The sequence below is a fragment of the Donghicola sp. genome (genome assembly GCF_025210255.1).
GTDB classification, from domain to species: Bacteria; Pseudomonadota; Alphaproteobacteria; order Rhodobacterales; family Rhodobacteraceae; genus Donghicola; species Donghicola eburneus.
The window spans coordinates 20,785-34,956 of the sequence record NZ_JAOARZ010000015.1 but is presented as its reverse complement, the minus strand read 5'-3'; the positions used below and the strand labels follow the sequence as shown (position 1 = coordinate 34,956).

Here is a 14,172-nt window from a genome sequence, read left to right as displayed (position 1 = left end):
GAAAGTATGCTCGGTATCGGAACTCTGGCCAAAAAAGTCTTTGGCACCCCGAACGACCGAAAGATCAAGGCAACGCGTCCGGTTATAAACCAGATCAACGCCCTGGCCGACGAATATCAGGCCCTCAGCGATGCACAGCTGATCGAGAAAACCGCGAGCCTGAAGGAACGCGTCGCAGGCGGTGAAAGCCTCGATGATGTCCTACCCGAAGCATTTGCCAACTGCCGCGAGGCCGCGCGCCGCGCTCTGGGTCTGTGGGCCCATGATGTGCAGCTTATGGGCGGGATGTTCCTGCACCAAGGTAACATTGCAGAGATGAAAACGGGTGAAGGTAAGACGCTGGTCGCGACCTTCCCTGCCTATCTGAACGCGCTGGTCGGGCGCGGTGTTCACGTTGTGACGGTCAACGATTATTTGGCCCGCCGCGACGCTGCGTGGATGAGCAAGGTGTTCGCAGCCTTGGGCATGACCACTGGTGTCGTCTACCCGCAGCAGCCCGAGCCCGAAAAGCGCGAGGCTTATGCCTGCGACGTCACATACGCGACGAACAACGAGCTTGGTTTCGACTATCTGCGCGACAACATGAAGTCCGAGTTGAACCAGATCGCGCAGCGAGACCACTATTTCGCGATTGTGGACGAAGTTGACTCGATCCTAATCGACGAAGCGCGGACGCCTCTGATCATCTCTGGTCCCGCGCAGGACCGCAGCGATATGTACCTGTCGCTGGACAAGGTGATCCCCGAGCTGACCGAAGAGCACTATTCGCTCGACGAAAAGACCCGCAACGTCACCTATACCGACGAGGGCAACGAATTCCTTGAACAGCGTCTGCTTCAAATGGGCCTGCTGCCCGAAGGCCAGTCGCTGTACGATCCCGAAAGCACCACCATCGTCCACCACGTGAACCAGGGCCTGCGCGCGCACAAGCTGTTCACCAAGGACAAAGACTACATCGTCCGCAATGGCGAAGTCGTTTTGATCGACGAATTCACCGGCCGTATGATGGCGGGTCGCCGTCTGTCTGACGGTCTGCACCAAGCGATTGAGGCGAAGGAAGGCTGCAAGATCCAGCCCGAGAACGTCACTTTGGCCAGCGTGACCTTCCAGAACTACTTCCGTCTCTATGACAAGCTCGGCGGCATGACCGGTACCGCGCTGACCGAAGCGGACGAATTCATGGAGATCTATAACTTGGGTGTGGTTGAAGTGCCGACCAACCGCCCCATCGCCCGTATTGACGAGGACGACGCGGTCTACCGCACCGCCCAAGAGAAATACGCCGCGATTGTCGAAGAGATACAGAAAGCCCACGAGGGCGGTCAGCCCGTTCTGGTCGGCACCACATCGATTGAGAAGTCGGAAATGCTGTCGGCGCTGCTGCAGCAGGCAGGTGTCCCGCACAACGTTCTGAACGCGCGCCAGCATGAGCAGGAAGCACAGATCGTCGCGGATGCCGGTAAGCTGGGGGCCGTGACCATCGCGACCAACATGGCCGGCCGCGGGACCGACATCAAATTGGGCGGCAACGTCGAGATCAAGATCATGGAAGCCATTGAGGCCAATCCTGATGCTGACCCCGATGCTCTGCGCACTCAGATCGAAGAAAGCCACAAGGCTGATGAAGAGGCTGTGAAAGCCGCAGGCGGTCTGTTCGTTCTAGCGACCGAGCGCCATGAAAGCCGCCGCATCGATAACCAGCTACGTGGCCGTTCGGGCCGTCAGGGTGACCCGGGCCGCTCGGCGTTCTTCCTGTCGCTCGAAGATGACCTGATGCGCATCTTCGGCTCTGAACGTCTGGACAAGGTTCTGTCGACCCTTGGCATGAAAGAGGGCGAGGCGATCGTGCACCCTTGGGTGAACAAGTCGCTGGAGCGTGCTCAGGCAAAGGTTGAAGGTCGCAATTTCGACATCCGCAAGCAGCTGCTGAAATTTGACGACGTGATGAACGACCAGCGGAAAGTTATCTTCTCGCAGCGTCGCGAAATCATGGAGGCGCAAGATCTGTCTGAGATCGTGCAGGACATGCGCTATCAGGTCATCGAAGATCTGGTCGAAGAGTTCATGCCGCCGAAATCCTATGCGGATCAGTGGAACACCGAAGGGCTGCAGGCCGCGATCATCGAAACCTTGAATCAGGACATGCCGATCGTGGCATGGGCGGATGAAGAGGGCGTCGACAACGACGACATCGAAGAGCGCATCCAGAACACCAGCGACGAGTACATGGCAGAGAAGGGCGCTTCTTTTGGTCCCGAAGCCATGCGCCAAATCGAAAAGCAGGTTCTGCTGCAAACCATCGATACCAAATGGCGCGAGCACTTGCTGACGCTGGAACACCTGCGGTCGGTTGTCGGATTCCGAGGCTACGCTCAGCGTGATCCGCTGAACGAGTACAAGACCGAAGCGTTCCAGCTGTTCGAAGGCTTGCTGGACTCGCTGAGGACCGAGGTGACGAAAACCCTCGCCCGTATCCAGCCCCTGTCCAAAGAACAGCAAGAAATGCTACTCAAGCAGATGCAGGCACAACGCGAGGCGCTGGACGCTCCGGTACAGAAAGCGCAGGAAGAAGCCGAATCGCCTGCAGCCACGCCGTTGGTCGCAGGGTTCGAGGAAAACGATCCGTCGACTTGGGGCAATCCCGGTCGGAACGATCCATGTCCCTGCGGTTCGGGCGAGAAGTTCAAGCACTGCCACGGCCGCTTCTGAATTTATCCAAGCCAGTGAACAATTTGCCCGGTGCACCTAAAGTGGTGCGCCGGTTTTTTTTATGTTAACATTCAGGATATCAAACTTGTATTTACACAAACGGGCCGAAGAGACTCCGCTATTCAGCCACATCTCTGCCCTGTTTTGCAGGCATCATGATTGCAGAACGCAGTAAGGACATCGGGGAAACGACATGACGGGTTCGACATCACGTTACATGTTTGCAGCAGCTCTTGGCGCCGTGGCGCTGGGGATTGGCGGCGTCATGCAGTATGGCCCTATCAAGATGCTATCTACATCGGCTGATGCTGAAATGCCTAACTTGCCGATTGATCCCGAGTATGTGCAGCTGGCAGCGATCCCGCTTGAAGTTCTCCATGACGTGACAGAACTGTCCTCTCAGCCTGAGCCGACCGTCGTGCCTCAGGCGATGGCGCAGCCCGTCAATGAGTGTGAGATTTCCATGACAGCAGACCCAGCCGCTGCGGCAATGGTCTCTGTCTCGATTAAGGCGCCGTGTCACGCGGACACCCCGGTCACGCTGCACCATAATGGCTTGATGTTCACGGAATCGACTGACGATCGTGGCAACCTGCGTCTGGATGTCCCCGCGCTGGCAGAGAACGCTCTGTTCATGGCGGATTTTGGCGGCACGGACGTGGCCGTCGCCGCAACTGATGTCAGCAGCTTTATTTTTTACGACCGCGCTGTGGTGCAGTGGCAGGGGCAGTCCGGTCTGGAACTGCACGCCCGCGAATTTTCCGAAGAGTATAGCGGTCCGAGCCACGTCTGGCGCGAAGCTGCGCGCAACACAAACGTCGCTGCGACGGGCAAGGGCGGTATGCTGATCCGTCTTGGCAACGCGAACCTGCCCCATGCGCGCTTGGCCGAGATCTACACTTATCCCTCGCTGACCTCTGACAATGCGGGCGATGTCCTGCTGAGCGTTGAGGCGCAGGTGACTACTGGCAATTGCGCCCAAGACGTGAATGCCCAGATTTTGCAAACCAACGGCTCTGATCGTGTGCGCGTTCAGGACGTTCTGATCTCTGTCCCGGAATGCGACGCCGTGGGCGAGCTTCTGGTGTTGCAAAATGTGTTAGATGATCTGAAAATTGCCGCAAGGTAACAGTCAGGCGGTCCTCAGAAATGTTGGTTTTTAGACGTGCGGCGATTTTCGCCGCGCATCTGTTTTTACTCGGTTCATCTGTAACTGCTCAGGACATTTCGTTGGTGTCTCACGATAAAGCGATTCGTCTTGATGGCACGTTCTTGGGCTATGATGGTGAATTTTACCGTATCGATACGGCATACGGAGAGCTGACGGTCGATAGCTCTGGGGTCCTGTGCGAGGGGCCAGCTTGTCCGAATCTGACAGATTATGTCGCCGACCTGCGTATCGCTGGAGCAGCCGATGCACTGGGATCGCTATGGCCGTCCTTGCTGCAGGGCTTCGCGGCGCAAAACGACCTGGCTATTGAATTGGGCGAATCCGGCGCAACGTTATCCGACGCAACGGGCCGAATACTTGTGCGTTTCCACATGACACCAGGGACGACTGGAGAGGGTCTAACCCGCATGCTGGATGGCGGGGCAGACATGGTCCTCGCTACACGCGCGATGACACGCCAAGAAATTGCTCTGGCACAGACTGCGGGCTTGGGGGATTTGACGAACGGGCGCTATGGGCAGGTGATTGCCTTGGATGCGATCGTGCCGATCACCGCCATCGGATCGCCAGTGCGGAGCCTCTCGATGCCCCAAATCAAAGGCATCCTGTCGGGCAAAATCACAGATTGGTCTCAGGTCGGCGGGCCAGAGGCGCGGATTTCTTTGCACTTGCCATCACCGACAACGGGCTTTGGGCAAGCGATCGCAGCACTGATGCCCAAAGGGCCTGCGGCGGCAGCCTTTCACCCTTCGGTAGAAGCCCTGCGGCAGGCGGTCAAAACCGACCCCTTTGCGCTGGGCTTTGCAGCTTTGTCCGACGACCATCGGGCGCAGCCCCTTGCTATTCGGGGTGGGTGTGGCGTGTCCCTGAAAGCGGACCGCCAGAGCGTCAAGGCAGAGGACTATCCGCTAACGGCACCTGTGTTCCTATATCGTCCCGCACGGCGGCTGCCCAAAATCGGGCGTGAGTTGGTGGCCTATTTGGCGAGCCAAGACGTACAGCGAGTCGTGCGCAGCGCAGGCTATATCGATCAAGAGCCAGAGACAGTGAGCCTCGCGACCCAAGGGGAACGCTTGGTGAATGCCATCCTACATGCGGGCGACGGCGTTGCGCTTCAGGACCTCAAAGAAATGGTCTCGACGTTGGACGCACGGGATCGTCTGACTGTATCGTTCCGTTTCGAAGCTGGATCTTCCAGGCTGGATGCGCATTCTCGGTCAAATGTTGCCCTTCTCGCGCAGGCAATCGCGGGGGGCGACTTTGATGGTCAGAGTCTGATGTTTGTCGGCTTTAGTGATGGACAGGGTCCGGCCGAGGCGAACAGAGCGCTATCTGAGAAACGCGCGCGGGTTGTTATGGATGCGGTGCTTTCTGCCACTGAGGACGGAGGGGAGCACGCGCACCTGACCTCGCTCGGCTATGGTGAGGCGATGCCCTTGGCTTGTGACAGTAGCGAATGGGGACGGTTCGTGAATCGCCGTGTCGAAGTGTGGGTGCGTCCCGACGTTGGTGACGTCACAGATACCCCTCGGATCGGAAACTAAGCTCGCAGCTTTTGCCGATGATAATGTGATCGTGGAGGGTGAGGCCAAGTGTCTGCGCGCTGCGATCAATTTGCTCTGTCATTCGTAGATCAGATTCACTTGGTGAGGGGTCGCCGGACGGATGGTTATGTACCAAGATTAGCGCACTGGCGTTCAGCTGGAGCGCGCGCTTCATCACCTCTCGGGGATACACGGGGACATGGTCAACGGTACCCTTGGCTTGTTCTTCATCCGCGATGAGAACGTTCTTTCGATCCAAATAAAGCACGCGAAACTGCTCGGTTTCCCTATGCGCCATGGCGGTGTGGCAATAGTCGATCAACGCCTGCCAACTGCTCAGGATTGGTCGCTGGATCACTCGCGACTTGGCGAGGCGGTGGGCTGCTGCTTCGACGATTTTCAGCTCAAGCACCACGGCGTCGCCGACGCCCTTGGTCTCCTTTAGATGCTCTGCGGGGGCCGAAATCACATGATTGAAGTCACCGAAGCGATCAAGAAGTTTGCGCGCGAGTGGTTTCACATCCTGCCGCGGGATTGCCCGAAACAGCACCAGCTCCAACATCTCGTAGTCGGGCAATGCATCGGCGCCGCCTGCCAAAAACCGGTCCCGAAGGCGCCGCCGGTGATCCCGCAGATATGACGGTTGCGGGGTACCCTTAGGGGGGCTGACCGCCTCGTCGGGATCAAATAGAGCCATCGATTCTTGAAATGCATTTTGCTGAACCATGGCGCTAGTCTGGCGAGAGGCAGGTTAACACAGCCATAACGTGGAAATAAAAACGCCCGCCGGGATGGGCGGGCGGTGCTGGATCAGCCTTTCATGCTGTCCCAGAAGTCTTTCACAGAACCGAAGAAGCTCTTTGATTCCGGGTTGTTATCCTCGGATAGCTTCTCAAATTCCCGCAGCAGGTCTTTCTGCTTCGACGTAAGATTGACCGGCGTTTCGACGGCCAATTCGATGAACATATCGCCGTGACCCGAACCACGCAGGGGCGGCATGCCCTTGCCTCGCAAGCGCATTTGACGGCCTGATTGGCTGCCCGCAGGGATTTTGACTCGGCTGCGGCCACCGTCAATGGTCGGGACTTCGATATCGCCACCAAGAGCAGCAGAGGTCATAGACACAGGCACGCGGCAGTGCAGGTTCACGGACTCGCGCTGGAAAATCGGGTGCTCTTGCACATCAATGAAGATGTACAGATCCCCCGCAGGTCCACCGCGCATGCCGGCTTCGCCTTCGCCTGCAAGACGGATGCGTGTTCCGGTTTCCACGCCTGACGGAATATTCACCGATAAAGACCGCTCGCGTTCGGTTCGTCCAGACCCACCGCACTTCTTGCAGGGGTTCTTGATGATCTGGCCTAGGCCGCCACAGGTCGGACAAGTGCGTTCGACAGTGAAGAAGCCTTGTTGAGCGCGGACCTTGCCCATGCCCGAACAGGTTGGACAGGTGGTCGGCTCTGCGCCGCCTTCTGCCCCCGATCCGTCACAGCCGTCGCACTGCACTGAAGAGGGTACGTTGATGGTTTTCGCCATCCCCGCATAAGCCTCTTCCAGTGTGATGCGCAGGTTGTAGCGCAGGTCGGCACCACGAGCTGCCCGAGACCGGCCACCGCCGCCCCCGCGTCCGCCCATGAAGTCGCCGAATAGGTCGTCAAACACATCCGAGAAGGCCGAGGCAAAATCGCCTTGTCCCTGATAGCCTGCGCCGCCCCCACGAGGGCCGCCCATGCCACCATCAAAGGCGGCGTGGCCATAACGGTCATAGGCTGCTTTCTTTTCGGGGTCTTTGAGGCAGTCATACGCCTCATTGACCTCTTTGAATTGGGACTCGGCGTTAGGATTGTCAGAGTTCCGGTCCGGGTGCAGCTCTTTGGCTTTGGTCCGATATGCTTTTTTCAGCTCGTCGGCCGAAGCGCCTTTCGAGACACCGAGGACTTCGTAGTAATCTCGTTTCGCCATGGGATATTCCCCTTTCTGGAACGTGCAAGGCCGGCCCGTCGACGGACCGGCCCCAGAGGTTCCGTAACTTCAGACCTTACGAACGCTTGTCGTTGCCAAGGTCCTCGAAGTCGGCGTCAACGATGCCATCGTCATCCGAGTTGTTCGAGTTGGACTCGCCGCCGTCAAAGTCAGCAGACTCACCTTCGCCGCCTTCTTGGCTGGCTTTGTAGATGGCCTCACCCAGACGCATGGACGCTTCGGTCACGTTCTGGATGCCCGACTTGATCTTGCCAGCGTCTTCCTTATCCAACTCGTCCTTCAGAGCTGCGATCGCCAGTTCGATGGCTTCGACAGTCGAAGGATCAACCTTGTCGCCGTGCTCTTCGACGGCTTTCTCAGTCGAGTGGATCAGGCTCTCAGCCTGGTTTTTGGCGTCGACCAGTTCACGGCGCTGCTTGTCGGCCTCGGCATTTTCCTCGGCTTCCTTGACCATGCGCTCGATCTCGGAGTCGTCCAGACCGCCCGAAGCTTGGATGGTGATCTTCTGCTCTTTGCCGGTGCCTTTGTCCGATGCGCCCACCGACACGATGCCGTTGGCGTCGATGTCGAAGGTCACTTCGATCTGGGGCAGACCGCGGGGTGCGGGCGGGATCTCTTCGAGGTTGAATTGACCCAGCATCTTGTTGTCCGCAGCCATTTCGCGCTCTCCTTGGAAGACGCGGATGGTCACGGCCGACTGGTTGTCCTCTGCAGTCGAGAAGATCTGCGACTTCTTGGTCGGGATGGTGGTGTTACGGTCGATCAGGCGCGTGAATACGCCACCCAGAGTCTCGATACCCAGCGACAGCGGGGTCACGTCCAGCAGAACCACGTCTTTGACGTCGCCTTGCAGAACGCCTGCCTGAATGGCGGCACCCATCGCAACCACTTCGTCAGGGTTCACACCCTTGTGGGGCTCTTTGCCGAAGAACTTGGTTACTTCTTCAAAGACCTTGGGCATACGGGTCTGACCACCAACCAGAACAACTTCGTCGATGTCGTTCACGGTCAGGCCAGCGTCTTTCAGAGCTGCAGCACAGGGCTTCAGCGAACCTTTGACCAGATCGCCAACCAGTGATTCCAGCTTGGCACGGGTCAGTTTCATGACCATGTGCAGGGGCTGACCGTTCGAACCCATCGAGATGAACGGCTGGTTGATTTCAGTTTGGGTCGAGCTCGACAGTTCGATCTTGGCTTTTTCCGCAGCTTCTTTCAGACGCTGCAGGGCCATCTTGTCCGACGTCAGGTCAACGCCGTGCTCTTTTTTGAACTCGTCGGCCAGGTAGGACACGATACGCATGTCGAAGTCTTCACCACCGAGGAAGGTGTCGCCGTTGGTCGACTTCACTTCGAACAGGCCATCGTCGATTTCCAGAATGGTAACGTCGAAGGTACCACCACCAAGGTCATATACCGCGATGGTTTTGCTGTCTTTCTTGTCCAGACCGTAGGCCAGAGCAGCGGCGGTCGGTTCGTTGATAATGCGCAGAACCTCAAGGCCAGCGATCTTGCCGGCGTCTTTTGTCGCCTGACGCTGAGCGTCGTTGAAGTACGCAGGCACGGTGATCACGGCCTTGGTCACTTCATCACCCAGATAACCTTCGGCAGTTTCCTTCATCTTCTTCAGGATCAGAGCCGAAATTTGCGCGGGGCTGAATTTCTCACCGCGGGCTTCGACCCACGCGTCGCCGTTGCCGCCGTTCACAACGTTGTACGGCAGGTTTTTCTTGTCCTTTGCGATGTCCGCGTCGTCGAACCGGCGACCGATGAGACGCTTGACGGCAAAGATGGTGTTGTCAGGGTTGGTGACGGCCTGACGCTTGGCAGGCTGGCCGACCAGACGCTCGTCTTCCGCAAATGCGACGATCGACGGCGTGGTGCGTGCACCTTCGGAGTTTTCGATAACGCGGGGCTGCTGGCCGTCCATGATTGCGACGCAGCTGTTGGTGGTCCCGAGGTCGATCCCGATGACTTTCGACATGTTTGTATCCCTCATAACTTAGGCGATGTTCCAGGCTCAGGCCCTTTGTGGCACCCTTGCCCGATGTCAGGAGCAGGCTCGCCCGCTCCGGTTCTCGGCGTATATAAGTAGCGCATTCGAACGCTGCAAGCATTGCGCAAGCGCTTTGTGTGACAAATTTGCCTCAAGGAAGAAAGGCTGCCCAAAGAATGGGAATTTTGCAGGAACTCGACCTGAACGGCGTGCGCATCATCCAAGAGGCTTTGAGCCCAGAGGCGCAAGTCGCCTTGTTGAAAGAGGTCCGAGGGATTTTGCGCGCGGCGCCCCTGATTCAGCCCGTTACGCCATCTGGCCGACCGCTGTCTGTCCGGATGAGTGCTGCGGGCGACTATGGATGGATCACGGACCGTGGGGGGTATAGATACGAGGCGCGGCATCCAAATGGTGCACCGTGGCCCCCGATCCCCGACTGCCTGCTTCAGCTTTGGAAGCTCTACGCGGAAGCGAGCCGACTGCCAGAAAGTTGCCTAGTAAACTGGTATGCACCAGACGCCAGAATGGGTCTGCACCAAGACAATGACGAGGCGGATTTTTCCCAGCCAGTTCTGTCCATCTCTCTCGGGGATGAAGCGCGATTCCGCGTGGGTGGCATAAACCGCAGCGACCCTACGCGGTCAGTCTGGCTCAAGTCCGGAGACATCGCAATTCTGCAAGGAAAGGCACGACTGGCTTTCCACGGCATCGATAAACTAAGGCCCAATTCCAGCCGTTTAATGCCAAGCGGGGGGCGTATTAATCTGACTCTGCGTGTGGTGACTTAACGGCGCGCACTCCAGCTGGCGGATGCGTGTTTGCGAGTGAAAAACTCGCCCATAAGGCCGATGATCAACAGCACCAGCGCCACGACGATCGGGTAGGTGATCGAGCTATTGTGTGGATTGTAGTTGATAAAAACGAAACCACGCGCCTGGTCGATACAGTGGAACAGGGGGTTCCAGTCGAACATACTGAGCATGAACGGAGGTAGGGAGTTGGCAACAAACATCTTGCCTGACGCGATCATATTGGCGCGTTGATAGATTTGGGTCAAAATGCTTGCGAACTGGGGCGCCCATGGCTTCAACGCCACAAAACACATGCCGACCGCCGCGCCGCTAAAAAAGGCAATACCCATCATCGCCATGGCTCCGACCGGATCCTGCACCTCGATCGGATTCATCAGCACGTGGTACAAAAATAATATTGTCAGAAGCGATATCAGTTGGATGTAGAAAGCCCCGAGCAATGACGCGAGTATCGAGATAATCGTCGTCATCGGAGCATGCTTCATCATTGGAGAGGCGGGTCCTTCGGATCCCGTCACCGCGCTCACCGCCTTGATGTGACACATAAAGAGAAAAATACCTGACATCATATACAGTAGGAAGTCGCCACGGATCGCGGCCTGTCTTATGCCGAGAATGACAAAGAACAGATAGAAAGATGCCACCATCACAACAAGCTGTAGCATGTTGATCAAAATAGCGAATAACGCATTGCTATGGGACTTACGCACATCGCGTACGGCGGTGTGGTAAATGACGTCTGCCATAGACAGGGCTTTGCGCCAGGAGCTCTGTTGTCGTTGCGTTTGCCCGATCATGTCGCGGTCTTTCAAATGATGCGCGAAGGAATAGCAGGGAAATCTTGATGCTCCCTTTCCATGCAGGATAAGAGAATGCCAGTGATTGAACAACTCTGCCATGTGGTTAAAGGAAATATCTCTATGGATTACGCACAATTGACTTCTGTAATGCGGAAACTGGCGCTCGAAGCCGGTGACAAGATCATGGAGATTTATAATTCCGACGATTTCGAGGTGAAGTCCAAGAGTGACGAAAGCCCCGTAACTGCAGCTGACGAAGCGGCGGACGAGCTGATCTCGGCGGGCTTGCGGGCGACATTTCCTGAGATTGCTCTGGTCACCGAAGAACAGTCGGATAGCCACAATCTTGACGTCGACACATTCTTGATCGTTGATCCTTTGGACGGCACCAAAGAGTTTATCAATCGCCGTGGCGACTTCACCGTCAACATCGCACTGGTTGAAAATGGTGTGCCCACCCGAGGCGTGGTCTACGCTCCGGCGCGAGACCGCATGTTCTTTACCCTGGCAGATGGCGCAACCGTCGAAGAGATGGGCCCGTTCGACAAAGATACCGTGGGTGAAACCAAGTCGCTGTCAGTCGCTGACTCGGACAATTCAGCGTTGATGGTCGTCGCTTCGAAATCGCACCGCGATCAGGCGACCGACGACTACATCAATAAATACAGTGTCAAAGACTCCAAGAGCGCCGGCAGTTCGCTGAAATTCTGCCTCGTCGCAACCGGCGAAGCCGATTTGTACCCGCGCCTTGGGCGTACCATGGAATGGGATACTGCCGCTGGTCAGGCTGTTCTTCATGGCGCGGGCGGCAAGGTTGTGGTCTTTGATACCCACGAACCTTTGCGGTATGGCAAGGCGGGCTTCGGCAACCCCTTCTTCATCGCCTACGCTCCGGCGGTCGAACTGAAAGCCTAAGGTGGTGCAGCCTTCGGCCAGCGTTGTTGTTGTCAGTCAGGGTCGAGAGGCCCTGCTGGCCCGCTGTCTAAAGGCGCTATCTCAGCAGCAGAAAGTTGCAATGGAGGTCGTTGTCGTCACAAGCGACAGTGCCATTCAGCATCTGACCGAACTGGGGTGGGCGGAACGGGTGAAGCTCGTCCGAATGAACGAAGAGAATATCGCGGTGGCACGAAACCGCGGTATCTGTGCTGCCGCGGGCGAGATCGTCGCTTTTATTGATGATGACGCGGTGCCAGAGCCCGCTTGGCTCTACTTGCTTCTTCAGGCGTTCGAGCAACCTGAAATCGCCGCAGCGACTGGCTTCACGCTTGGGCGCAACGGCATCTCCTATCAATGGAAAGCAGAGACGATTGATGCATCAGGGATAAGCCACGCATTAGGTGTGCCCGATGATCAGATCAGCGTGTTCCAGTCGAGCGCAAAGCGCGCAATCAAGCTGATCGGCACTAACATGGCATTTCGCCGGTCGGTATTGGTCGAAATGAACGGCTTTGACCCGCGTTATCGATTTTACCTCGACGACAGCGATCTCAGTATGCGGCTTGCTTTGGCCGGGCGTCGGGTCGCGATCGTGCCGATGGCGCGCGTTCACCACGCCTATGCAGAGAGCGGTCGGCGTTCTGGCACACGTGTTCCTAAAACGCTCTATGAAATCGGCGCGAGCCAAGCGGTGTTTGTAGGGCTCTATTGCCACCCCACAGACATTCTCAATTCGGAACAGATTTTCAGAAAGACGCAACGGACCAGACTGCTGCGCCACATGCAATCTGGCGCAATCGGGCCCGAGGAAGTGGGCTTTCTGACTGTTACGATGAATGACGGATTGTCGGATGGAAAGTCCCGTCGCGCGACCACTCGAACCATTCCTGAAAAGCCGGAAAGTGCGTTTCGAGCTCTGACCGAATCACTGATTTGCGAAGTTTTTCACCTGAGTTGCCGCTTTTTTGAGCGGAAACTGGTCGCGCAACAAGCGATTGATGCTGCAAGTGCGAATAAAATCGCGATTGTCATAGAGCTTTCACCAACAGCGCTCTACCATCGGTTTCGCTATGATGATGCAGGATATTGGATACAGAGCGGGGGCATATGGGGTCGAAGCCTTAGGTCACAGCCCCTCTTCACAGTTTGCTCTTTTTCAGCAAGAGTTCGCGCGGAAATTCGCCGGATATCGGATGAATTCTGGCTTGATGCCACCGATGCGGGAACCTAGGCTCGTTTTATTATGTTAGATATTTGAGCCGCGGCGCGGCACTGCTATAGTTTTTAAAAGTCGATCCTCCTCGACAAACAGAAGGCCTATTTACATGAGCAACAAAGTTACCAAAGCTGTATTTCCTGTCGCCGGTCTGGGTACGCGGTTTCTGCCCGCAACCAAATCCGTGCCGAAAGAGATCATGACTCTGGTTGACCGCCCCTTGATCCAGTACGCGATCGACGAGGCGCGCGCCGCGGGCATCGAGGAGTTTATCTTCGTAACGTCGCGCGGGAAAAGCGCTCTCGAAGACTATTTTGATCGCGCGCCCGAGCTGGAAGCAAACCTGAAGGCAAAAAACAAAACCGACCTGATGAAGGTGCTGGACAGCACCAACATGGATAGCGGTGCGATTGCCTACGTGCGTCAGAACCAAGCTCTCGGCCTCGGTCATGCCGTCTGGTGCGCTCGCCGCCTGCTAGGGAACGAGCCCTTTGCGGTCCTTCTGCCCGACGATGTGATCCAAGCGGATAAGCCTTGCCTTCAGCAGATGGTTGAAGCCTATCAGGAAACTGGTGGCAACATGGTTGCGGCGATGGAGGTTCCCCAGGATCGCGTTTCGTCCTACGGCGTTCTGGATTTGAAAGAAGACATGGGTAACATCGTGTCGGTCAAAGGCATGGTCGAAAAGCCCAAGCTCGAAGATGCGCCGTCGAACCTTGCTGTGATCGGTCGTTATATCCTCAGCCCCAAGGTGCTGCAGAACATCGATAACATGGAAACAGGTGCTGGCGGCGAATTGCAGCTGACCGATGCGATCGCAAAAGAGATCACCGACAGCGACAACGTCTATGGGTACCGCTTCAAGGGTGAACGCTACGACTGCGGCTCGAAGTCGGGATTCCTGCAAGCGACCGTTGCCTTTGGTCTGGCGCGCCCCGACCTGCGTGACGATCTGGAGCACTACCTCGAAGACGTGATGGCCGCGCGTAAAGCTGCTCAGTAATCGGA

Annotated in this window: 11 protein-coding genes; 7 read left to right on the top strand and 4 right to left on the bottom strand. The window is 56.9% G+C overall.

Going from position 1 to position 14,172, the window contains the following annotated elements; all coding sequences use genetic code 11:
- The first annotated feature begins 6 nt into the window (after positions 1-6).
- The 3 genes from secA (at position 7) to N4A58_RS04900 (ending at position 5,424) form a co-directional block, all read left to right on the top strand.
- Positions 7-2,709 carry a preprotein translocase subunit SecA gene (secA, locus tag N4A58_RS04910; protein WP_293708206.1) on the top strand — a complete coding sequence of 901 codons (2,703 nt, stop codon included), beginning with the start codon at positions 7-9 and terminating at the stop codon, positions 2,707-2,709.
- A gap of 193 nt (positions 2,710-2,902) precedes the next feature.
- Positions 2,903-3,838: a hypothetical protein gene (locus N4A58_RS04905; protein WP_072708731.1), complete on the top strand. Its 936-nt coding sequence runs from the start codon at positions 2,903-2,905 to the stop codon at positions 3,836-3,838.
- Between the two features lie 104 nt (positions 3,839-3,942).
- On the top strand, positions 3,943-5,424 hold the full coding sequence (locus N4A58_RS04900) for a phosphate ABC transporter substrate-binding/OmpA family protein (RefSeq protein ID WP_293708205.1): 1,482 nt from the start codon (positions 3,943-3,945) through the stop codon (positions 5,422-5,424).
- Here N4A58_RS04900 and radC read toward each other — a convergent pair.
- From radC to dnaK, 3 genes are all read right to left on the bottom strand, one after another.
- Positions 5,396-6,151 carry a DNA repair protein RadC gene (radC, locus tag N4A58_RS04895; RefSeq protein ID WP_293708204.1) on the bottom strand — a complete coding sequence of 252 codons (756 nt, stop codon included), beginning with the start codon at positions 6,149-6,151 and terminating at the stop codon, positions 5,396-5,398. The two genes, N4A58_RS04900 and radC, sit on opposite strands and share 29 nt — an antisense overlap.
- A gap of 83 nt (positions 6,152-6,234) precedes the next feature.
- Positions 6,235-7,386: a molecular chaperone DnaJ gene (gene dnaJ / locus N4A58_RS04890; protein WP_072708723.1), complete on the bottom strand. Its 1,152-nt coding sequence runs from the start codon at positions 7,384-7,386 to the stop codon at positions 6,235-6,237.
- 76 nt (positions 7,387-7,462) lie between these two features.
- Positions 7,463-9,388 carry a molecular chaperone DnaK gene (gene dnaK, locus N4A58_RS04885; protein WP_293708203.1) on the bottom strand — a complete coding sequence of 642 codons (1,926 nt, stop codon included), beginning with the start codon at positions 9,386-9,388 and terminating at the stop codon, positions 7,463-7,465.
- Between the two features lie 188 nt (positions 9,389-9,576).
- On the opposite strand from dnaK, the gene N4A58_RS04880 reads away from it, so the two are divergent.
- The gene (locus N4A58_RS04880) at positions 9,577-10,188 is read left to right on the top strand and encodes an alpha-ketoglutarate-dependent dioxygenase AlkB (RefSeq protein ID WP_293708202.1); all 612 of its coding nucleotides are present in this window, start codon (positions 9,577-9,579) and stop codon (positions 10,186-10,188) included.
- Here the strand turns inward: N4A58_RS04880 and N4A58_RS04875 are convergent.
- Positions 10,185-11,009 carry an ABC transporter permease gene (locus tag N4A58_RS04875; RefSeq protein WP_177218594.1) on the bottom strand — a complete coding sequence of 275 codons (825 nt, stop codon included), beginning with the start codon at positions 11,007-11,009 and terminating at the stop codon, positions 10,185-10,187. The genes N4A58_RS04880 and N4A58_RS04875 overlap by 4 nt on opposite strands.
- Before the next feature lie 123 nt (positions 11,010-11,132).
- On the opposite strand from N4A58_RS04875, the gene cysQ reads away from it, so the two are divergent.
- From cysQ to galU, 3 genes are all read left to right on the top strand, one after another.
- Positions 11,133-11,927, top strand: a complete 795-nt coding sequence (gene cysQ / locus N4A58_RS04870; RefSeq protein WP_293708201.1) for a 3'(2'),5'-bisphosphate nucleotidase CysQ — start codon at positions 11,133-11,135, stop codon at positions 11,925-11,927.
- Between the two features lies 1 nt (position 11,928).
- A complete protein-coding gene (locus N4A58_RS04865; protein WP_293708200.1) occupies positions 11,929-13,179 on the top strand; it encodes a glycosyltransferase in 1,251 nt (416 codons plus the stop codon).
- Between the two features lie 94 nt (positions 13,180-13,273).
- Entirely contained in the window at positions 13,274-14,167 is an 894-nt protein-coding gene (galU, locus tag N4A58_RS04860; protein ID WP_072708709.1) for a UTP--glucose-1-phosphate uridylyltransferase GalU, read from the top strand.
- Positions 14,168-14,172 lie beyond the last annotated feature (5 nt).